Source organism: Butyricimonas sp. (assembly GCF_019423355.1).
Taxonomy (GTDB): domain Bacteria; phylum Bacteroidota; class Bacteroidia; order Bacteroidales; family Marinifilaceae; genus Butyricimonas; species Butyricimonas faecihominis.
In genome coordinates, this window is the sequence record NZ_JAHZBP010000016.1 from 1 (window position 1) to 22,259 (window position 22,259).

The 22,259-nt window shown below is 45.2% G+C and carries 21 protein-coding genes; 10 read left to right on the top strand and 11 right to left on the bottom strand.

Features of this window, described 5'->3' with window-relative positions; all coding sequences use genetic code 11:
* Positions 1-130: 130 nt before the first annotated feature.
* Positions 131-628: a YdcF family protein gene (locus QVC79_RS17085; RefSeq protein ID WP_118305437.1), complete on the bottom strand. Its 498-nt coding sequence runs from the start codon at positions 626-628 to the stop codon at positions 131-133.
* 104 nt (positions 629-732) lie between these two features.
* Here QVC79_RS17085 and QVC79_RS17090 point away from each other — a divergent pair, with 104 nt between their 5' ends.
* Entirely contained in the window at positions 733-1,596 is an 864-nt protein-coding gene (locus tag QVC79_RS17090) for a nitroreductase family protein (RefSeq protein WP_270594814.1), read from the top strand.
* A 24-nt stretch (positions 1,597-1,620) separates the two neighbouring features.
* Here QVC79_RS17090 and QVC79_RS17095 read toward each other — a convergent pair whose 3' ends face one another.
* The 4 genes from QVC79_RS17095 to QVC79_RS17110 all read right to left on the bottom strand — a co-directional run bounded on the left by QVC79_RS17095 (position 1,621) and on the right by QVC79_RS17110 (position 5,598).
* A complete protein-coding gene (locus QVC79_RS17095; protein WP_270594815.1) occupies positions 1,621-2,370 on the bottom strand; it encodes a GNAT family N-acetyltransferase in 750 nt (249 codons plus the stop codon).
* Between the two features lie 48 nt (positions 2,371-2,418).
* Positions 2,419-2,979 (bottom strand): sugar O-acetyltransferase, encoded by a 561-nt coding sequence (locus QVC79_RS17100; protein ID WP_270594816.1) that lies wholly within the window; start codon positions 2,977-2,979, stop codon positions 2,419-2,421.
* A gap of 159 nt (positions 2,980-3,138) precedes the next feature.
* Complete coding sequence (locus QVC79_RS17105) at positions 3,139-4,218, bottom strand: trypsin-like peptidase domain-containing protein (protein ID WP_270594817.1); 1,080 nt, start codon at positions 4,216-4,218, stop codon at positions 3,139-3,141.
* 15 nt (positions 4,219-4,233) lie between these two features.
* Positions 4,234-5,598, bottom strand: a complete 1,365-nt coding sequence (locus QVC79_RS17110; protein ID WP_270594819.1) for a type III secretion system chaperone family protein — start codon at positions 5,596-5,598, stop codon at positions 4,234-4,236.
* Between the two features lie 333 nt (positions 5,599-5,931).
* Between QVC79_RS17110 and QVC79_RS17115 the strand changes: the two genes are divergently transcribed.
* The 3 genes from QVC79_RS17115 (at position 5,932) to QVC79_RS17125 (ending at position 8,679) form a co-directional block, all read left to right on the top strand.
* Positions 5,932-6,198, top strand: a complete 267-nt coding sequence (locus tag QVC79_RS17115; protein WP_270594821.1) for a GNAT family N-acetyltransferase — start codon at positions 5,932-5,934, stop codon at positions 6,196-6,198.
* 175 nt (positions 6,199-6,373) lie between these two features.
* Positions 6,374-7,636 carry a sensor histidine kinase gene (locus QVC79_RS17120; protein WP_124316136.1) on the top strand — a complete coding sequence of 421 codons (1,263 nt, stop codon included), beginning with the start codon at positions 6,374-6,376 and terminating at the stop codon, positions 7,634-7,636.
* A 107-nt stretch (positions 7,637-7,743) separates the two neighbouring features.
* On the top strand, positions 7,744-8,679 hold the full coding sequence (locus QVC79_RS17125) for a DMT family transporter (protein ID WP_118305443.1): 936 nt from the start codon (positions 7,744-7,746) through the stop codon (positions 8,677-8,679).
* A 7-nt stretch (positions 8,680-8,686) separates the two neighbouring features.
* Here the strand turns inward: QVC79_RS17125 and QVC79_RS17130 are convergent, their stop codons facing one another.
* From QVC79_RS17130 to QVC79_RS17140, 3 genes are all read right to left on the bottom strand, one after another.
* Positions 8,687-8,962 (bottom strand): hypothetical protein, encoded by a 276-nt coding sequence (locus tag QVC79_RS17130; protein WP_270594824.1) that lies wholly within the window; start codon positions 8,960-8,962, stop codon positions 8,687-8,689.
* The gene (locus QVC79_RS17135; RefSeq protein ID WP_270594827.1) at positions 8,959-9,411 is read right to left on the bottom strand and encodes a putative signal transducing protein; all 453 of its coding nucleotides are present in this window, start codon (positions 9,409-9,411) and stop codon (positions 8,959-8,961) included. Before QVC79_RS17135 ends, QVC79_RS17130 begins: the two co-directional genes overlap by 4 nt.
* A gap of 141 nt (positions 9,412-9,552) precedes the next feature.
* Positions 9,553-10,452 carry a transporter gene (locus tag QVC79_RS17140; RefSeq protein WP_270594829.1) on the bottom strand — a complete coding sequence of 300 codons (900 nt, stop codon included), beginning with the start codon at positions 10,450-10,452 and terminating at the stop codon, positions 9,553-9,555.
* 218 nt (positions 10,453-10,670) lie between these two features.
* Between QVC79_RS17140 and QVC79_RS17145 the strand changes: the two genes are divergently transcribed.
* From QVC79_RS17145 to QVC79_RS17170, 6 genes are all read left to right on the top strand, one after another.
* On the top strand, positions 10,671-13,517 hold the full coding sequence (locus tag QVC79_RS17145; RefSeq protein WP_270594830.1) for a sensor histidine kinase: 2,847 nt from the start codon (positions 10,671-10,673) through the stop codon (positions 13,515-13,517).
* A 23-nt stretch (positions 13,518-13,540) separates the two neighbouring features.
* Positions 13,541-14,716: a THUMP-like domain-containing protein gene (locus tag QVC79_RS17150; protein WP_270594832.1), complete on the top strand. Its 1,176-nt coding sequence runs from the start codon at positions 13,541-13,543 to the stop codon at positions 14,714-14,716.
* A gap of 62 nt (positions 14,717-14,778) precedes the next feature.
* A complete protein-coding gene (locus tag QVC79_RS17155) occupies positions 14,779-15,978 on the top strand; it encodes an MFS transporter (protein ID WP_270594834.1) in 1,200 nt (399 codons plus the stop codon).
* A gap of 116 nt (positions 15,979-16,094) precedes the next feature.
* Positions 16,095-17,624 carry a glutamine/gamma-aminobutyrate antiporter GadC gene (gene gadC, locus QVC79_RS17160; RefSeq protein ID WP_087422058.1) on the top strand — a complete coding sequence of 510 codons (1,530 nt, stop codon included), beginning with the start codon at positions 16,095-16,097 and terminating at the stop codon, positions 17,622-17,624.
* Between the two features lie 173 nt (positions 17,625-17,797).
* Positions 17,798-18,763, top strand: coding sequence for a glutaminase A (gene glsA, locus QVC79_RS17165; RefSeq protein ID WP_270594835.1), 966 nt, complete (start codon positions 17,798-17,800; stop codon positions 18,761-18,763).
* Positions 18,764-18,911: 148 nt separating this feature from the next.
* Positions 18,912-19,607 carry an ion transporter gene (locus QVC79_RS17170; protein ID WP_124316131.1) on the top strand — a complete coding sequence of 232 codons (696 nt, stop codon included), beginning with the start codon at positions 18,912-18,914 and terminating at the stop codon, positions 19,605-19,607.
* Here the strand turns inward: QVC79_RS17170 and QVC79_RS17175 are convergent.
* The 3 genes from QVC79_RS17175 to gad all read right to left on the bottom strand — a co-directional run bounded on the left by QVC79_RS17175 (position 19,604) and on the right by gad (position 22,192).
* Positions 19,604-19,810 carry a hypothetical protein gene (locus QVC79_RS17175; protein ID WP_087422055.1) on the bottom strand — a complete coding sequence of 69 codons (207 nt, stop codon included), beginning with the start codon at positions 19,808-19,810 and terminating at the stop codon, positions 19,604-19,606. The genes QVC79_RS17170 and QVC79_RS17175 overlap by 4 nt on opposite strands.
* Before the next feature lie 10 nt (positions 19,811-19,820).
* On the bottom strand, positions 19,821-20,276 hold the full coding sequence (locus QVC79_RS17180) for a cold-shock protein (RefSeq protein ID WP_124316129.1): 456 nt from the start codon (positions 20,274-20,276) through the stop codon (positions 19,821-19,823).
* Positions 20,277-20,794: 518 nt separating this feature from the next.
* A complete protein-coding gene (gene gad / locus QVC79_RS17185) occupies positions 20,795-22,192 on the bottom strand; it encodes a glutamate decarboxylase (RefSeq protein WP_087422053.1) in 1,398 nt (465 codons plus the stop codon).
* Positions 22,193-22,259: the final 67 nt, after the last annotated feature.

Consider the following 22,259-nt stretch of genomic DNA (forward strand, 5'->3'; position numbering starts at 1 on the left):
CAGTACAACGGTTTTCAAGACCGCCGCAATCGACCACTCTGCCACCTCTCCAAATGCGGATGCAAAGATAAAGGAAAATTTAAATTCACAAAAGAAAGAATTTGTTTTTTCTTAAAAATATCCATCCCAATTAATACAGTTTAAAATCCCGATCCCGTAAACTCTTGACGGCAAGTTTCTCGTGTAAAACCAAAGGAGCTAACTCTTCTCCCGACAGACTTGATTTTGCCGGGATAAAAACCACGTGAGGATAGTTCAAAATAAGACCATGTAGTAATTTCACCCGCTCCATGTGAAAATCAGAAGTAACAATGAACAACAAATCCGGCCTTTCCCGCTCGATTATCGGCTTTGACATCCGGAAGTCCTCCACCGTATTCGTGGTCAGCGCAAATTCCAAGAAATCACTTTCCCTTACCCCTCGCTCGATCAAAAAACGTTTTGAATAATAAGCATGAGGATGATTGGTCGTGTTGAAGGATTCACCAAATCCCCCGGTACAAAGAATCTTCACACCATCATTATGAAGATAAAGCCCTAATGTACACTCTAGCCGATCCACCGCCATCGGGCTTAAATTTCCCTGTTCATCATTCGGTGCCCCCAATGTTAAAACGATCTGTTTCATATAATACCCCGGTTAGTTCAAATTTACGATTCCAAAGTTAAAGAATATTCATTATTTTTGTAAACAATACAACGTATTATTAACACAGGCAAAATGACAGAATCATGGACGGAAAATTAAGTATCAACACGAGTACCTGCATTAAATGCGGCAAGTGCGCACGAGTATGCCCTTCACAGATCATCACACAGGAAACAAAAGGCTCCGCAGTAAAAGTACAAAACGTAGAAAACTGCATCGCGTGCGGGCATTGCGTGGCAGTGTGTCCTACCAACTCGGTACTTCATTCCGAATTCCCGCCTGAAAAGGTACACGCGTTCAAATACAGTGACTACCCCACCCCTGAACAAATGATGCTCGTGTGCAAAGCCCGCCGTTCGAACAGGGCATTTTCAACCAGACCGATTCCCAGAGAGATGCTGGAACAAATCATCGAGGCCGCCCATCGTGCTCCAACGGCAAGTAATATGCAACAAGTACACTTCACACTGGTAACCGATCCCAAACAACTGGACGCAATCAGCCGTTTCACGCTAGACGTATTTAACTCGGCCGCCAAGAAATTGAAAAACCCGATACTAAAACCCATCTTGAAACGAATTATGCCGGACGCCTACCGTTACCTGCCCGTGTTTGACCGCCTGAACCGGGAGTATGCCAACGGACACGACATGATTCTGCGGGGAGCCACAGCCGCCCTGTTTATCCACACGCCCAAAACCAGTCGTTTCGGGAGCGCAGACGCAAATCTGGCTTATCAGAACGGGTCACTCATGGCGGAATGTCTCGGGGTAAACCAATTCTACATGGGATTCGTTTGCACTGCCATCCATCAGGAAAACAAGGGAACTCTCGCTAATATGCTGGGAATAAACGGCACGATTCATGCCGCTATGGCCCTCGGTATGCCGGAATTCCGTTTCTCCAATTACATTGACAAAAAAGACACGGTAGAAACAGACCTGTAATTTACCACGCCTCCAAACCGGAACTTACTGCTCCTCCAGTAGTTTCTGTAACTTTGCCGGAGTAAGAACTTCTCGGGTATAAAATTTCCCATCCACGAACACGCTATACGTGGTGAGCGGCGCCCGATGATCCCGTGCCATTTCACGAGTCATTATCGGGTGTACCCGCACGGGAACACTTGAAGATTGAATAACCGGATCTAGTAGTTTGATATAGGGCACCGTAAAAGGACATTGTGCCGTGTAAAATATATCTATTCCCTTAACATCATCGCCCAAACCGGCAGAGGCACACGATTTAAAACGAGGAAACGGTGCATCCGGTCTGAACCGTTTTACCAATAATTCGATGTTCGGAACATACGAATCACACACCTCGTACCCGTGCCTGATGAAAAAAGCCTTGTCCGAAAGATACGGTAACTTCTTCTTCCCTGCCATCACGACCACACCGTTTGTACCCGCAACATCTTCTTCACACGTTTTCAACAACTCCCGACCGTATCCGTGTCCTTTAAACGATCCGGCCACCCACAGGCAATTGATAAAAGTATAGCCGTCCGCCTCGATAGGTACCCAAGCATATTCAGCCGGTAAATACTCGATGAAAACTTTTCCCCGGACATTCAGTTTGACAAACTTCAATCCCTCCTCCATACGACACGCCAACCACTCTTTCTTGGCCTCCACTCCCTCAGCACTTTTCTTGTCAGACATGGCACAACAAATATGTTCCTGTTCTATATTCTCTTGGGTTAAAATTACTTTATCCATATTCTCATTTTGCAGATAAAGATACAACAATTATATACACAATCATCTCTATTTTGGAATTTCCCGGACAACCCGACAAGGATTTCCCACGGCAACCACGTTAGCCGGAATATCCTTCGTCACAACACTCCCCGCGCCGATCACCGTATTAGCACCAATAGTTACTCCCGGTACAATCGTCACGTTTCCCCCAATCCAGACATTATTCCCGATATTTACCGGATAAGCGTATTCCAACCCCGAATTACGAATCTCCGCATCCAATGGGTGACCTGCCGTGTATATGTTCACGTTCGGGGCAAGCATCACGTTATCACCAATCGTCACGGGAGCCACGTCGAGAATCGTACACCCCACGTTCGCATAGAAATTCTCCCCGATGCGGATATTATACCCGTAATCACAATTAAACGGCTGTTCAATCAGAAAATCATCCCCTGTACTTCCTAATAATTCCCGCAAGATACGTTCCCTGATCTTTTTCTCGGAAGGCCGGGTATGATTATAATCGTACAACAACTCTTTAGCCCGACTCCTCTCCGCGTATAGTACGGGGTCCATGGCGTTATACAACTCCCCGCCAAGCATCTTCTCTTTCTCTGTCTTCATCATTTTTTTACTTTATACAAAGAGGCTGTTCGGAAAGTCTTATCCAGTATCTACAAGCTACCCCCACCAACTCCCCCTGTGCAAGGGGGAGTTAGTGGGGGTAGTTGTTGAAAAAGTGACTTTTTGAACAGCCTCCTTGACTCAATATATTTTCCTCTATCAAGCGTCATTCTTGGCATACTCGGACAATTCACACCCGAAAGTATCCATCAGGTAATTATCCAGCTCATCTGCCTTGAATGCCATATTCGTGATATTTTTCTGTACCTCGTCTGCAAAATCAGAGAAGATGTCGGAGATATGAATCCGGTAAGACAGATAAATCTGATTACCGTCCAATCCCAATTGATAAGGTTTCACCTCTGCATTCAACAAGTACGTCAACACGGGTTCGAGATTCTTCTTCGGTAACACGTTGATCGGTGAAGTACAGAACAGGTAAGAACGCTGGTACACGAACATACGGATCTCAGAACTTCCCTTGTGGAACACCCAACTCTCGTAACCGACACGGGCCAACACGGGATTAATTCCCATAGCCTGAATAGCTTCCTCGCAGAAAACTGCCAAGTCGGTCAATGAACGTTCCTGGAAAACATTCGACGGCAACTTATCCCCGCATGACGGACAATATTCCTCTTCATCGGAAATAAACTCGTCACAACTGTTACATTGCACGTTATATACACTTGTATCCAGATCACCGATCTGTTCCAATAACTCACGTAAAGCCGTCACCGGAATACCGAATCCCATGTTATCCGCATCCGTGATTTTGCTTGCCGTGATTGCTACCAGTTCATCCCGGTCATTGAACATCGGTCCCCCGCTGTTTCCCGGATTCACGGCGGCATCCGTCTGGATATAATAACTATCGTTAATCAACTGCCTTGGGGACGACACGGTTCCCTCGGTTACCGTGAACGGCATCCCGAACGGGTAACCTGCCACGTTGATCTTCTGCCCGATAGACACGCTATCTAACGCAGACAAAGCGATTTCCGGTAGGGCGGAGAAATCCCCCTCAGCCTTTAAAAAGGCTATATCCTTTGCCGGGTTCACCAACACGACTCTAGCGTAAAAACGATTTTTGTCGTTATCTTGCAGGGCAACCTCGCGGAAACCGTCCACCACGTGGTAATTCGTCACGAACAGGTCATAATTTTTCAAGTAAAAACAACTGCCTGACCCACCGGCATGATTGACCTTATATACAGCGTTAAAAATATTCTGTTCCATAATCATTAAATTTCATTATTGTTGCTGACCGTTTCCCATATAAGTGGCGGCTAACTGTTGTACCTTCAACATATAATCTTCCATACTCACCTGTCCGGCAGCTAGCTGTTGCTGCAACTCCTGCACCTTCTGCACGTACTCCATCATTCCACCGCCCTGTTGCATGGCTTGTGCCGCTTGTTGCATTCCTTGTTGCATCATTTGCTGCATACCCTGCATCATCTGGGACATATCAAATTCACCTTCCTCGTCGTCGTCATCATCCGGTTCCAACTCTCCCTCCATGATATTATCCATGGCAGCATGTAAGATCGGGGCAGCCTCATCCCAAGGTTTGGCGGAAGCTTTTTCCAAGGCACGAACCACAACCGCATTCACGTCATCCTGCACGTTATTATAATAGTACATCTCGTAGAACTTGTAAACAATCATCAAGCAACATGTCATGTAATCACCTGTTTCAAACGCTTGGGTCGCACGATTGTATGAATTCTCGAAATTCTCCTGAATATTCTTCAAATTAGAACGACGTTTATCCGAAATAAAGGTCTCCACGTAGTACAAATCCTCAGCCCATTGCTCTTTCGTCATTCCCTGCAAGCGGGCAATGACAGACTTCCCGTAATTCACCACTTCCGGCAGCGGAATATCTTCCCGATCCATCTCGGAAACGGCCTTATTCAAGTCGTTCAACAACTGTCCCTGCGGGTGAGCGTAATACAATATCTTCAATATTGTCGTATCCAGCACGTTCCACGCGAACCCGTATTTCCGGTCCGCCTCGAAATCCTTCACGGCATCCATACACTCCTTACAACTCAATTGTACCACCTCGTAAACCGTGTTCAGCGTCTCATCGTCAAAAGGAGTTACTTTCGGTTCATATATCCGTTGAGCCCCGAACTTGGTCTCGAACTCGTCATCATACTTGTCTCCCGTGTTACAAATCTCCTGAAGAATATAATAAATCTTGTAAGGATTTGCCAATGCCAGCGGGCAAGTGTACTCGAATGCCAATCGATCCTTTTTTAACTCAACTTGAGCCAGATCCATAGCGTTAAAATTCAGGCCTGCAACCTGCCGTAATAAGGGAATACGATTCTTCTCCGGCAAAGAGAGAAACGGAGCGTGAATCAACAACCAATCATTCTCGATCTTTATATTCACCACGATCGAACCATGAGGAATATTAAATTCCGTTCCTTTCGCGTTCCCGTATTTCTCACGGAATTCGTCGTTCACATAGTCCAATAAAGCATAGAACGACTGCAAATATTCTCCGTTATCGAACGCCTCTACGCTCGTGTCGAAATAATCGACCTTAATTTTACTTTCCGTAGAAGCGATCGTGGAAAGGTTAAATGTCAATGTTTGTTTCATGACTTATAATGTATTAAATAAATAATTATGATTCACGCACTCACTCGTGCCACATCCACACGGGAGCGCTATAAAATTATACAATTATCCGAGAAATCCACCCCTCGGTTCGTGAAAATAGGTTATAAACCAAAAAATAATCATCAAATTTCTCATAATCAACATCTCAAAACATATAATTTATCATAAGCAATCAAGGCTGCACCGCCAGTATACACCACGTCCCGGCTAATCTCCTTTCCCCAACAAATAATTTTTAATAAAAAGTTTGAAACTGCACCTGCTCTTTTATCGTATATATAAGAAATTTATAAACTCAAAAACACTCAAAACATGGAAATTACACATGATAAAACTAGACATATGTTCGAATTCACCGAAAACGGGAGTTCGGCCGTCGTAGAATACAAACCCTTTGACGGGGGGATCAACATCTTACACACATTCGTTCCCAAACCTTTGCAAAATAAAGGCTACGGGGCCAAACTTGTGAAAGAAACGTTGGATTATGCACGGGAAAATCACTTGAAGGTTATCATCACCTGTCCTTTTGCCCGCATATACGTGGCCCGTCATAAAGAATACGAAGATCTACTTTAATGCCATCTTCCCTACTGGCAAACACCTGCACATCAGAACGAAAAACAAAAATATTGCAAAAAAGGATTGTTTGCGACAGAACAATTTTCCAAAAAATATAGAAATTTATAATTCTATCCTTTGGAACATCGGTAAAATTTAACAACTTTGTGGTGAATTACAAGAAGTGTGTAGCATGAAATATAACATCATTATCGCGATACTAATATGTGTAATCCTGTTTATTTTATACAAGTATATACAGGCGAAACAAATTATTAGCGACAAAAAAGGAGAAATCAAAACTTCTGAGGCACTATTCAATTTTATTTTACAACACATAAAGTCCTATATCCTTGTCATTGACAGGAACTTTATCGTGGAGAAAACGAACTATTACGCGATCACAGACACCGAGGACTCTGGACAACCTAAAAGAGTCGGGGAACTACTTAATTGTGTCAATTCCCTGAATAAAGGTTGCGGCAACGGAGAACTTTGCAAGGCTTGTCCCATCAGACAGGCAGTAACGGAAGCCTTTAAAACGAAAAAGGACTTTTCTAACTTGGAAACCACTGTAAGCCTGCGTCTATCAGACAAGAAAACCTTCAAATGCAATGTTGCCGTTTCCGGTTCATACATGAACATTCACAACCGTCCGGAAATGTTAATTACCATTCATGACATCACGGAACTCAAACAGGCTCAAATTCGCTTACAAGATGCTTTGGCCAAAACAGAACGGATTGAAAAGTCAAAATTCACGTTTCTCGAAAAACTGAGTAACGAAATTAACGACCAGTTAAACTGCATCTTAGGCTGGACCAACCTAGTAAGCACGGATAAAACACTGACACCTAACCAGCAAAACGAGTACATGAATCTTATATACGAACACTCCGACCAACTCTCGCATCTGGCAAATGACGTGTTGCGGCTGGCCCGGATCGATGCGCACAAGATCGATTTACAGATGGCAACCTTCTGTCTGCACGAGTTTTTTCAGGATATTATCCTTCTTCGAATGAACAACACCCACCCGAACGTGGAATTGTATTTGGAAGGAGACTCCCCGAATCTCTTGGTGTACACGGATCAACAAAAATTATATCAGGTAATTCTCAATCTCCTGTCCAACGCCCAGAAATTCACAAACAAAGGACACATCAAACTCGCTTATTCCGTGGATGAAGAACAAAATATGATTAACTTCATCGTGGAAGACACGGGCTTAGGAATGCCGCCCAGAATACACACGTACCTCTTCGAGAGATTCTATAAGGCAAACACCTTTACCGACGGCCCCGGACTGGGTCTATCTATTTGTAAGGCATACATTGAGGCGATGGGCGGAACCATTCAATTTACCTCTTCTGAAGGACGTGGAACTCGTTTCCATTTCTCTATAAGAAAAGAACCGATTCCGGCAGGTGATGTTGCACTGGATATGCACAAGTAATACATTATCCACCACCACGACCAAGTGTTTGAGTTTTTAATATAATTTACAAGACCGACTCAAACCTTATCCGGGAAGTTTCCGTTTATCACGAAAAAACGACACGAATGGAAACAACTCAAAAGCCAAAAGAGATCATCGGGCATCTCATGGTCTTGTCAACAATTGTCATATATAGCTTTAACACGAATTTCATGAAGATCCTCATGCCGGAATGGATCGGTCCTCATGGTCTCGTGTTAATTCGTTGCACGGTCATGGCTTTCGGTTTCTGGATCATCTCCCTCTTTATCCCGGCAAATAAACAACAGGCAAAACCCAAAAGAAAAGACATCCTCATGATGATGCTGGGCGGTCTGCTCGGCATCGGGGGTAACTTACTACTATACATCAACGGCTTGAACATCACGGGTCCCGTGGATGCTTTTGTTATCCGTACCGTGCAACCTATTATCGTAATTGCACTCGCCGTACTGATTCTTCACGCGGACTTCAATCGCTACAAAGCCATTGGTATCGTTCTGGGACTCGCGGGAACTCTTTACGTTTCAATTACCCCGCACGCCGGAGCAGTGAAAGACTCATTCACAGGAGACGTTCTGATCTTCGTCGCCTCGGTTTTCAACGCACTCTATCTCATATTAATCAAACCCTACACCCAAAAATTCAATTCGGTTATCGTGATGCGCTGGATGAGCTTGGCAGCCTTTATCCTCGTACTTCCCTTCGGCTTGCATCAAACCCTCGAAGCCCCGCTATTCACGTCAGAGGCCCCCGTACATATCTGGTTGGAACTCGGTTTCGTGCTTATTTTCGCCACGATGATAGCTTACTTCCTAAACTTGAAAGCCCTGCTATACATTTCGCCCTTCGTGGAAAGCGTGTATATTTACCTCCTCCCCATCACCGGAGCCATCGTGTCAATATCGCTCGGCCTCCAGAAATTCTCATGGCACGACCCGATCGCCCTCGTATTAATCATTGCAGGATTCGCATTGATAAACAAAAAGAAAAAAGTGAAAGCTGTTATAAACAAATCTTGAAATCAAACTATAAAAACACTTTCATACTCTCTGATAAATCGGCAATAATACCCTTATGTTTCTTCAGAAATTCACATATCTTCATCTTGGACTCGGGATTCTGTAATATTTCCGGGGATTCCAGCATCAAAGTCACCACGTTCAGCAACTCGTTTGTCTCCTTGACACTTGTTGCCAACATCTGCATGAAAAACACTCTTTTCTCCTTATCCTCGAACAAAATTTCGAGCTCTCTCCGTAATTCCTTACCATCAATATTCGCCAATTTAACCTCACTCATCATTGTCTTATCTTTTTAAATTTCCAGATCTTACCACAATCAAAACACTTGTTTGCCGACCGGAATATCGGAAATAACGCCGACAACAAGAAATAAAGAATCACCATCGCCATTCCCGGCGTGTTTCTTTTACCGATATTCTCGGAACCACAGAACGGACAACAAGTCATATCCGTGGAACTATCTGCTCCCACGATCAAAATCTCCTCATCCGTTACCGAATTTTCGGGATTAATGTACCCGCCCTCTTTTAACAAAGCCACCCCCGATTCCAAATCCTCTGTGCGTACCATCAGTCTCACACCACCAATCGCCGTGGTATAGAAATTATTCACCTGTGCGGTAAACTCATCCGGTATCAAAGTCTCGATTCCAGCCGATTCCAAGTAAGACTTGATCATGTAAGCATCCTGCAAAAACGTAACTGTATGCACTACATTCCATTTACTCATACTCCATTCTCATTATATTTTGTATTCTCACTTTCCCCACAAATACCCGGACACAAGTTAGCATATTTTCGCTACATTTCCAAATATGCTACAATAATATTCCATTTTGTTCCAATAACAAGGCAAATCAATACAACATTGTCATACTTTTCCTTCCCTCTTTCTCTTCTTCCACAACTGCCAACTATTGATACTATTCTGCCAAAGGACATAAGCGGCAGGTCCTATCGAAGAAAGAGGCGAAAGATACACTTGCGCCATCCATATAGCCAGAATCGTGTTTTTCTGTCCCAATCCTTGGCCCCCTGCAATGGTCTCACCATGTCGACGACCGATCCAACGCCCGATCGCAAATTGTCCGATACACAATAACAACGCGGCAAAAGCGATTAAAAACTCTTCCCCGTAGTTTTTACTATCCTGCTGCATGATGAAAGACACCGTTTTCCCGACCACGATTGTCAGGCTGAACGACCACAAATAGAAAGAAATACTTTGATGACTTTTCAACACCTTATGTGCTGAAGGAATAAAATATTCCAAGATCCATGCCCCGGCCAGCGGCAAAAGTAACAACGGCCCAACCTGCCGGCAAACGTACCATAAAGACGCACTGAAAGACATTTCCCCTTGGGTCCCCACGAGAGAGAAGATCACGGGTGACACGATTGCCACGCACAAATTACTCACTAACGTGTAAGCGGCCAGACATGGCACACTCCCGCCCAGCATCCCCGTGACAACCGTTGCGGCCACGGCCGTTGGAGCCAACACGCAAATCATCATAGCCTCTCCCAACAAGGCATCAAAAGGGCATAACACGGCGTACACGCACACGCTACCCACGACCTGAACTACAAGCATCCACGCGTGTAACCGGGTAAAACGCATTTCCTTGATCGACAAACGACAACACGTGATTAATAGCATCACGGAAATCAAGTAAGGAGTCAAGAAAGAAAACAAGCTGAAAAAAGAGTAAAATATACCCCCACTTAACATCGCCAAAGGCAACATCCATGTTTTTAATCGCTCTAACACGTCTTCATTATTTTTCCATCGCAAAGGAACATTGAATTCGCTAATAATCCAAATAAAAAAACAGAAGATCCCCCTTTTGTCAAAACTTGTAAAATACCAGTTATAATATTTCGTTTTTACCCCTAAATCATGGCTATTATGCAAAATTTGCCTATTTTTGCCCGTGGAACAGGAAAACGTCAAAAAAGCGTAACTATCACTACTAAATAGAGTCGATCATGTCGGAAAACAAGAATACCGCAATTCCGGTAAATGAATTAGAAGATTTACAAGAGAAAGAGTTTATACTCCACGAACTACAAAAATCAGCAAAAATCGGCTGGTGGAAGGTAAACTTCAACACTCACGAAATCATTTGTTCAGACTACATCATGGATATACTCGATCTATCTAAAAACACCATGACCGTAGAAGAGTTCCTAAACATCATCAACGTGGAACACAGGCAACGTATCTCTTCCTCGTTCATCCACATCCGGACACAGAATTTCTACGACGAAATATTCCCGATCCAAACAAAGTATGGAGAATTATGGATTCATTCCAAGCTGGGCAACAAAATAGTGCGGGAAGACAACACGATTATCGCCATCGGATTTTCCCAAATACTTGATGAAGAAACGAATACATCCCTTTATAAAAACAAGGAAGACTCCCGTTTAAAGGAATTACTGGTCCGGCAATTTGCCCTGTCTCAATCCCTATCAAACTTCTTAAAAAGTGCAGACACCCCAAAAGTCATCACGGACACGCTGAAAGATTTATTACAGCAATTTAACGGGGACCGCACTTATATATTCCAGTACGACAAGGCAAAAGGTACACAAAGTTGTATCTACGAAGCTACCCGGGAAGGAGTTTCCCCGGAGATCGACACATTGCAGGATATGGACATCAACTACAACCAGTGGTGGAGTAAACAAATGTTCAACAACGTGCCTATCATCATCAACAACCTAGATGAGATGCCACCGGAAGCCATAAGCGACAAGCAAACTTTGGCCCGTCAGAATATTGCCTCCCTCATGGTATTCCCACTTCTATCCGCACAAGGTATTTGGGGGTATATGGGGATAGACATTGTAAACACACCCCGCCTTTGGAGCATGATCGACAAGGAATGGTTTTCAGCCATCTCCAACATCATCAACATCTGTATCGAATTACGGGCATCCGAGAAAAAAGCCCAACAGGAAAGAGAGTATTTCAAGAGCCTTTACGATCATATGCCAATCGGTTACCTACGGATGCAAATCTTATATGATCATTCCGGCAAAGTAACCGATTACAAATATCTGGATGCGAATCCCGCCTTTTACAATATAACAGCATCGCCAATCGGTTCGTATATCGGTCATACTGCTAAAGACTTCAACGCGAACAAACCCGAAGAACTGGAAGTGTTGCAGCAAGTCGTTTCAAGCGGCAAAGTACTTGAAACCAATCGACTAATAGCAAATACAGGACGCCAGTATCATATCTTGATCTACTTACAAGGTCAACAAGAAGTCGTCGCTTTGTTCACGGACATCTCAGAACGGATGAAAACGATCGAGGCCCTTCGCCGTAGTGAAGAAACCTTACACAACATATACAAAAACATACCCGTCGGTATCGAAATCTATGATAAAGATGGAACCTTAATCGCTCTAAATGACGTTGAAAGCGAAATCTTTGGCTTCGAACACAAAGAAGACGTACTGGGAGTTAATCTATTTAAAAATCCGAATCTTCCCCAGCAACACCTCGAAATGTTACGGCAGGGCAAGGAAATCACATTCCCGCTGACATACAAATTCACGAACGTGAATAAAACCTACTACAACACGAAATACGAGGGAACGAGAAACTTGACGGTAAAAGGAAATTGTCTCTATGATACCGACAATAACATAGAAAACTACCTGCTCATCGTCATCGACAACACGGAAGCCATCAAGGCTTACCGCAAAATTGAAGACTTTGAAACCCTGTTCAATGACATCGCGGAATTCTCCAAAGTAGGTATTTGCCGCTGGAACCCGCTAAGTAACAACTTTTTGGGTTCGGACGTTTGGTTTCATAATCTAAACCAGACACCCCGCCAGATCAACAATATCATGGAAGCCTACGAGCATGCTCACCCGGATGATCTCCAATGTCTCGCCACGTTTTTCCAAAACGTCATGGACGGGGAGGAACAGTCATTCTCCGGGCAGGTACGTATCCAATTCGAGGATAGCTGGCGCTGGATGCGTATACGTTTCAAAGTGAAAGAATACAATCCGCAGAAAGGCATTATTGAACTCATCGGGCTAAATCTTGACATCACGGAACTAAAAGAAACAGAAAGTAAACTCATTACTGCCAAGCTGAAAGCCGAAGAGGCTGATCGCTTGAAATCGGCCTTCTTGGCTAACATGAGCCATGAAATCCGTACCCCTCTCAATGCGATAGTAGGTTTCTCCAACTTGTTGGCTGACACGAGCAACATCGAGGAAAGGGAACAATACATCTCCGTGATACAGAAAAACAACGAACTTTTATTGCAACTCATCTCTGATATACTTGACCTCTCCAAAATCGAGGCGGGAACCTACGAGGTCACGTTTGCCGAAGTGGACGTGAATGACCTATGCGAAGAAATCATCTGTTCTCATGCTATGAAAGTCCCTCAGGGCGTGACGTTATCATTCGAGGAACACGAACCTCATTGTTCCATTTGCAGTGACAGAAACCGCATCACGCAGATTCTTTCAAACTTCATCAACAATGCGATTAAATTCACGGAATTCGGTTACATTCACGTGGGTTATACTCTCTCGGAAAAGTACATCCGATTCCACGTGCAAGACTCGGGTATCGGGATCTCGACAAAGAATCAAGAACAAATCTTCGATCGTTTTATAAAATTAAATACCTTTGCGAGAGGTACAGGCTTGGGTTTGTCCATCTGCAAGAGTATCGTTGAAAAACTGGGCGGGGAAATCGGGGTTAAATCCACACTGGGATGCGGCTCCACGTTCTGGTTCTCGCTCCCCTACGATCCCTTGTATAAAGCAAAGTCAGGCGCTACCGACCATTGATAATTTGTTTAACACGATCGAACATGCCATTAAATCCCGAAATATCCCGTTTCATCCGAGAGCATCTGGACGACAATCCGGATCAGTTACTATGGAAGAAAAACGAGTACCCGGATGATCGTGTCGTGTTGGCCGTGGAACAAATTCAAGCCCGGGAGAATATCAAGGAGAAACTTCCCTCGTGGTATGCCTGCCGGGACATCTTCTACCCGTCCAAGCTATCCACCGAACAATGCTCATCCGAGACAACTGCTCCCTACAAGGCTCGACTCGCCACCAGTAACTCTCTCTGCGACCTCACGGGTGGCTTGGGCGTCGACACGTACTTCTTTTCCCGGCAAGTAGATAAAGTGACATACGTGGAGCGCGATGAATCGTACTGCGAGGCTGCTCGTTCCAATTTCCTAGCGCTGGGAGCGACCAACATCGAGGTTATTCACGCTGACGCGACAACCGTGGCCAGCCAAGTTATTGCCGACACGTACTATGTTGATCCCGCCCGCCGGACAACCGATAACAAGCGGGTGTTCGCCCTGACCGATTATGCCCCGAACGTACTGGAAATCAAGGAAACACTTTTACAACAAGGTCAACGCCTGATCATCAAAATCTCCCCCATGGCCGACCTTTCCGCAGTCCTGCAACTCCTACCCGAAACCACCGACGTGCATGTGGTTTCCGTCCGCAACGAGTGTAAGGAACTTTTATTCGTGCTGGATAAAACCCCGATAAATCAAGCGGTGAACATTCACACCGTGAATTTTGCTACCGACACGGAGCAATACTTTTCCTTTCTCTTGGAAGAGGAAAAGGACGCACAACCTCGCTACATGAGTCATATCGGCTCCTACCTTTATGAACCGAATAGTTCCGTCCTCAAAAGCGGAGCCTTTAAACTCGTTGCCAACCGTTACGGGCTGGAGAAACTCCACCCTCACAGCCACCTCTACACTTCGGATCATCTTGTTGCAGACTTCCCCGGTCGTGCATTTCAAGTCAAAGAAATACTGGACTTTTCAAGCAAACTGCTTAAACAAATTTCCCGCTCCATCCCCAAAGCAAACATCACTACCCGCAACTTTAAACTATCTGTCAACGAACTCCGTACCCGAAGCAAGATAAAAGACGGCGGCACCGCCTACCTTTTTGCCACCACCCTCAATGACGGGCGAGCCGTGATCGTGAGGACAGAAAAATGAAGTTAGTATGAATCTTTTCGCCTGTTTCTCCCGTATAGTGCAGAAAACTAAACAGGACCAACATGAAAATACAAACCGGCCATGGCATGATCACGCTCACGGCACTCCTTGCCATCTATTCCATATCGATGGTAACTTCATTACCCGGCTTGGCCATCTCGCCGATTCTCGGTGATCTCAAGAACATTTTCAAGGATGCCAGCAACTTGGAACTGCAAATGCTCGAATCGCTCCCGTCGTTTATCATTGTCCCCTTCATCTTGCTGGCAGGACGATTATCTTTAAGGATTAACAAAAAAAGAATCCTTATCATCGGGTTATCAATATTCTTCGGGTGCAGCGTGATTTACCCTTTCAGCAATTCCCTGTGGCTACTACTGGTTGTCAGCGCCCTCTTGGGCGTTGGGGCCGGGATGATCATCCCGTTTTCCACGGGACTTATCGCTGACAACTTCACGAAACGTTACAGGACCCGCCAACTAGGTATCGCCTCGTCGATCACCAACATCACGCTGGTTCTCGCCACCTTTCTTGCTGGCGTTCTCGCCGACATCAACTGGCATTACGCATTTCTCGTGTACTGCCTGTCGGGGATCTCGCTGTTGTTCGCTTTTAAACTGAACTCTGCCCCTCCGGCAACACCACAAAAAGCCAAACCTGCAAATGATACTCCCGTATCGACAAACCACAACTGGCCTGTAGCGCTCATGTTTCTCTATTACTTTATCACGTTTATCGTGCTGACAGTCCCCTTTAACCTGTCGATCTATATGGAAACGTTGAAATTCAAGGACCCGGACATTTCCGGCACATATATTTCCGTCTTTTTCCTCGCCATGACAATTCCCGGACTTTTTATCAACAACATCATCGGATGGTTGCGCAGTTACACGAACGTGTGCTCCTCTGCGGCCATCGCCCTCGGTTTCGTGCTTTTCCTCGTGAAAGGCGGGCCGGTACTGCTAACCATCGGTGTTATCCTTATCGGGTTGGGGTACGGGTGTATGCAACCCATCATATACGACAAAACATCCACGAGTACGGCCGAATCACACGCAACATTCGCACTGGCACTGGTGATGGCCATGAATTATATGGCAATTATCACCTACCCTTTTATTCTCGAAATTTTACAGGGAATATTCTCCACGGATGCCTCCTATTTCCCGTTTTTACTCAGCACGATACTGGCCGGGATATTTGCTGTGTTCACCTATTTTAAACGAAATACGAGTACTTTGGGAATACAAATACAACGTTAAATATGGCGCGAGAAAGAACCTTCTCGCCTTTTCTCCCGTATTTACCCCATGCAAACAAGACAGATATAACTAACCAAAATTTCTAGATTATAAATTCTAAACTAAATTAATTCAAGATGACAACAAATTCAAACACAAAAGGGACTGCGATGAAACTCGGCGTGATGACCCTCGCAATTATGAATGTCGCGGCGGTTGTGAGTCTTCGTGGCCTACCGGCAGAAGCCGTTTATGGGTTGAGTTCTGCATTCTACTATTTATTCGCGGCCATTGTATTTCTGGTTCCCACGGCTCTCGTGGCAGCCGAATTAGCCGCCATGTTCGCCCAGAAAGAGGGTGGAGTTTTCCGTTGGGTAGGTGAGGCGTACGGAAAACGTTTCGGTTTCCTAGCAATATTCCTGCAATGGATCGAGAGTACGATCTGGTACCCGACGGTTCTGACATTCGGGGCCGTATCCATCGCGTACATCGGCTTGAACACCTCCGAAGATGCCCTGCTGGCATCCAACAAAATCTTCACGCTGGTTACCGTGCTGGCTATTTACTGGGTAGCAACTTTTATCTCGCTGAAAGGACTGGGATGGGTAGGTAAAGTTTCCAAGATCGGGGCCATGGTCGGGACGATTATTCCCGCCGGGCTTCTGATCGTTTTCGGTATTATTTACATTTCCACGGGCGGGCATAATAACATGGACATGAGCCAAGGTTTCTTCCCCGACTTGACCAAGTTTGACAACCTCGTGCTAGCCTCGGGAATCTTCCTTTTCTACGCCGGAATGGAGATGATGGGTATTCACGTGATGGACGTGAAGGAACCTGCATCGAAGAACTACCCGAAAGCGATCTTTATCGGTGCCGGGATTACCGTGGTTATCTTCGTGCTGGGTACGTTCGCGCTGGGTTTGATTATTCCTGCAAAAGACATTAACCTGACACAAAGTTTGCTTGTCGGGTTCGACGGGTATCTCAAATACCTGCATATCAGCTGGGCATCCCCGGTAATAGCTATCGCCTTGATGTTCGGTGTGCTTGCCGGAGTGCTTACTTGGGTTGCGGGTCCGTCAAAAGGTATTTTCACCGTGGGTAAAGCCGGTTACTTGCCTCCATTCTTCCAGAAAACAAACAAGATCGGTGTTCAGAAGAACATCCTGTTCGTACAAGGAGGAGTTGTTACAATCTTGGCATTGTTGTTCGTGGTCATGCCTTCCGTGCAGTCGTTCTACCAGATATTGTCGCAGTTGACCGTCTTGTTGTACCTGATTATGTACCTGTTGATGTTCTCCGGAGCTATCGTGTTACGCTACAAGATGAAAAAAGCAAATCGACCGTTCGCTATCGGCCGGAAAAGTAACGTCGGGATATGGATCATCGCCGGACTGGGATTCTGCGGGGCCTTGCTGGCTTTCGTGTTGAGTTTCATCCCGCCTTCACAGATCAACGTGGGTAGTAATACCGTCTGGTTTGCCGTGCTGATTATCGGGTGCGTCGTGGTTGTTGCCACTCCATTCATCATCTACTCTTTGCGTAAACCGTCATGGAAAGACCCGAAAGCCGAAATCGCCCCGTTCCACTGGGAAGAACAACCGGTTGCCCCGGCTACTTCAACGACTTCAACTAGCCCGGCCACTCCGGATGCTAAAAAATAAAAAACGTAAAAACTACCCCCTCTAACTCCCCCTTACACAGGGGGAGAAACGAACGCAAGAAAACGCCACAATGTTTCAATGCAGCGTATCCTCTCCCTGTGTAAGGGGGAGTCAGAGGGGGTAGTCTTTCATTCTAAACTCTAAATTTTAAATTCCAAACTATAATCACAGGTATGAAAAAAACAATTACAAGCAATGACCTCAAGAATTTAGTGAACGAGGCTCATGCACAAGTGAAGGATTTGAAGGGTGGGAAAAACGCGAATTATATTCCATTCCTAGACAAAATTGATTCTAATTTATTCGGTATATCCGTTTGTCTCCCGTCGGGAGAAGTTATCGAGGCCGGAGACACGAATTACGTTTTCGGTATCGAATCCGTCTCCAAAGTGTACACCGCAATTCTAGTCTTACGCCAGTATGGGGCGCAAGCCGTGTTAGACAAGATCGGGGCGGATGCCACGGGGTTGCCGTTTAACTCAATCATGGCAATTCTACTGGAAAACGATCACCCGAGTACCCCGCTCGTGAACGCCGGGGCCATCAGTGCTGACAGTATGGTGAAACCCGTGGGTAACAGTGAGGCCAAATGGAAGGCAATCACCGACAATATGCGGGAATTAAGCGGTAGCGATCTGAAGTTACTGGATGAACTCTATAAATCGGAATCCGAAACGAACTTCAATAACCGTTCTATCGCGTGGTTATTGAAAAATTTCAACCGGATTTACGATGACCCGGATACGTCGCTAGACCTGTACACCCGGCAATGCTCGATGGGTGTAACGGCAAAACAATTATCCATCGCCGCCTGCACGATTGCCAATAACGGTTTGAATCCCGTGACAAAACAACAGGTATTCGACCCATCGTTATCTCCTAAAATCACCTCCCTGATCGCAACCGTGGGATTCTACGAACACACGGGAGACTGGTTGTACACCAGTGGCGTTCCCGCTAAATCGGGAGTTGGTGGCGGTGTACTCGGAGTTGTTCCCGGACTGTTCGGTATCGCCGCTTTCGCCCCCCCTCTGGACGAGGCCGGAAACTCGGTGAAAGCACAGGCTGCCATCAAGTATATCGCACAGAAATTAAACGTGAATGTCTTCGGGGGAGATCACGTGGAAGTAATCAATTAGTTCATAAAGGGGCTGTCCCAAAAGTCAATTTTAAACAACTACCCCCACTACCCCCCCCTTACACAGGGGGAGTTGGAGGGGGTAGTTTGTAGATACTGGATAAGACTTTTTGGACACCCTCCTTATGGACCTTATAAACCCATTTTCTATGAAAAGAAGTAAAGTTTTCGAGCAAATACTCAACGGGCTTGTATTGTTGGGTAGTTTGGCAATTATTATTGTTGCCTCTATCGAACTACTGGACGGGAATAACGCTCTCAGCGAGGCTTTCATATTGAAATTCCATCTCTGGGTGTGCGGGCTTTTTCTGGCAGACTTTTTCGTTCGGTGGTACACGGATGGATGGACCGGGCGTTTTTTCAATCATAACTTGTTTTTCTTGCTGGTCTCGATTCCTTACCTTAATATCGTGTACGGTTTATCAACCACCATATCCCATTCCACGTGGCTAATCCTGCGGTTAATCCCTCTGGCACGAGGCATTTACGGGGTATCACTCATCGTGAGTTGGATGACACGCAGCCGGATCACCAATTTGTTCGCCACGTACCTGACGATTCTTTTCACGACGATCTATTTTTGCAGCATCATTTTCTACTACATGGAACACGGTGTTAACCCTCCCGTGAAAACATACTGGGACGCTTTCGACTGGGCGCTGATGAACGTCACCACGGTCGGGTCGAATATTTTCGGGGTCACGAAGATCGGGCAAATCCTTGCCGTCATTCTCGCCGCCGCGGGTATGATTTTCTTCCCGATATTCACCGCTTACGTCACGACAATATTCCAGCGAAAAAGAAAAGAAACGAACGGCACGGCCGATGAACAAACGACCCTTTAGACTAACGGCTTGTGCCGTTTTTTATAATTTTCGATGCGGATCTCTCTTTCTTCTTCAGATAAACTGACCGGGAATTCGAAAGTCGTGCGCCCGCTAATAGTGACATACTCAACCTCACCAACTCTTTTTCTATGTTCTTTCAACGCATTCTCCGCCTGTTGAGCCTGCGATAATCTTTCAAAATGGTTTGTGTTCTTTTTCATGTGAATTGATTTATACTGCCAATTGATTATTTATTGTACAAATATTTACGGCATTCATTCCCCGTTTCCCTCGTTCCAAATCAAACGTTACTATATCATTCTCCACGATATCAACAAGGACATTATTGACATGGAAAAAGTATTTATCCGTCCCTACCAGATTCTTGATAAAGCCATACCCTTTCTGCGAGTCAAAATACTCCACCCGACCTTTCAAAATGGCGGGAGCTTCCTGCCTGGGGATTGAAATTTGTATATCCTCTTGCACGATTTTCTCCTCATCATGCCGCTCTTCAGGCGGTGTCGAGGTAATCATGCCATGTTCATCAACGTAAGCGATCATGTCATCGAAACTGGTCGCTTTACCGGATTGTTTTCTCTCTTCCTTCCGGTTTTGTTTTGCCTGTCTTCGGGCTTGTTTTTTCTTCTCGTTTTCTTTTTTACCAAATGTAGTAGGTTTTGCCATGCAATTTATTTTAATTAATAATATCATTTACTTCTAGTGTCCTTACAGATAGGATGGGTATAAATAGTCAAACTTCCGGCCATGATTAAAAAAACGGGACACAGAAATTCAATTCATTCGTTTTAAAATGACAAATTAGAGATAGGGAGAATTAAAGGAGAAACCTGATTAACTTGTAAAAACGTTCCGATCAATAATATTCGAAATTCTAATTGAAACAAAGATAACACAATTTACCGGAAAAACAATCTTATTTCCCGATTATCGCCCTGCCATCACTTTAGCCATCGAGCAAACAGCCCCGTGTTGCCCTTCCCCCGGCAAACCGTCTCCTTAACAGTTTTCCTTCTCCACCACTTCTCCACCTGTTCATAACCACTTCTTCACCTGTGTACACGTGTTGATAAACAGCCTGTTAACACCTTTGAAGCTGTTAACATAAAAGAATCATCAAGCAACAGAAAAAGAGGACCGCCAAGGCGATCCTCTATATAGTAAATAGTTGACAAACAGCACGTTTATCTGGAATGATTAAAACCTCTCGGTTTCTGCGGTTCTTTCTTCGCCCACATCAGAGCGCTATTTGTCGGCTCTTTCAGAGCATCCAACTGGTTCACGCAACGTTTGATGTCCTCCATCAACAGATCGGCCAAATCAAACCCGGTACCCTGTCGAACAACAACACGCATGATTATCACGTCCTCCATCGCTTTCGGCATCGTGTAAGCAGGCACCTGCCATCCTTCCACGTGCAGCGCATCCGACAAATCGTACAAAGTCCATTTCCGGTTTGGATCATCTTTCAATTTCCAGATAAACAACGGGTTCGGCATATCATTACTGAAGAACTCGAAAATACCCATCTTTTTCAATTGCTCTTTCAGGTAGAGACAAACGTTCAGGCAATTTTGCTGTACTTTCTTGTACCCTTCCTTACCCAAGCGCATGAATTGGTAATACTGGGCCAATACTTGATTACCCGGACGAGAGAAGTTAATGGAAATACTCGGGATGTTGGCTCCCAGATAATTCACGGCAAAGTTCATTTCCTCGGGCAAATATTGCTTGTCTTTCCAAACCACCCAACCCACACCGGGATATACCAGACCGAACTTGTGACCTGAAGTACTGATGGAAAGTACCCATTTCAAACGGAAATCCCAGATCGTTTCAGGATCGATGAACGGGTGGATAAACCCACCGGTAGCGGCATCCACGTGGATACAAATCTCCCAACCTTTCTCGGTGTTCAACTTGTCGAGTGCATCGTTAATCTCCTTCACGTTATCATTCAACCCGGTAATCGTCACTCCTTGAATCGGCACCACGCAAATGGTGTTCTCGTCGCAAGCCTTGATCACGTCCTGCGGGTCAAGCGTGATCTTCTCCGCCGTCACGGGAATCATACGCATCTCGACATCCCAGTAGATAGCGAATTTCTCCCAAACCACCTGCATACAGGTCGAGATGATGAAATTCGGTTTATCGATAGGAAGACCTTTTGCCTTACGTCTCTTCTGCCAGCGTTTCAAGGCGGCAATACCACCCAGCATACAAGCCTCGGAAGAACCCACGGTACTCGTACCCGTGCAATACGGTTTCTCAGGTGAATTCCACAACTTGGCAAGGATATTCACGCATCGACGCTCGATCTCCGCCGTTTGCGGGTACTCCGTCTTGTCGATCATGTTCTTATCCATGTTCTCGGTCATCACTTTTCTAGCGTAATCATCCATCCATGTAGTCACGAAAGTCGCCAAATTCAAACGTGAATTACCATCCAACATGGCCTCGTCATGCACGATTTGATAGGCAACTTCGCCCGGCATCATACCCTCTGGCATCTCGTATTTCGGTGCCACCCGGGCCTCTTCATCCGTCCCAAAAACCGGTGTGATAGGATTTTCTGTCTTCATAATTAATTAGTTTAGTTTATTTAGAAAATTTTTAAAGGGCGTGTCTGTCAAGACACTCGTGAATAAT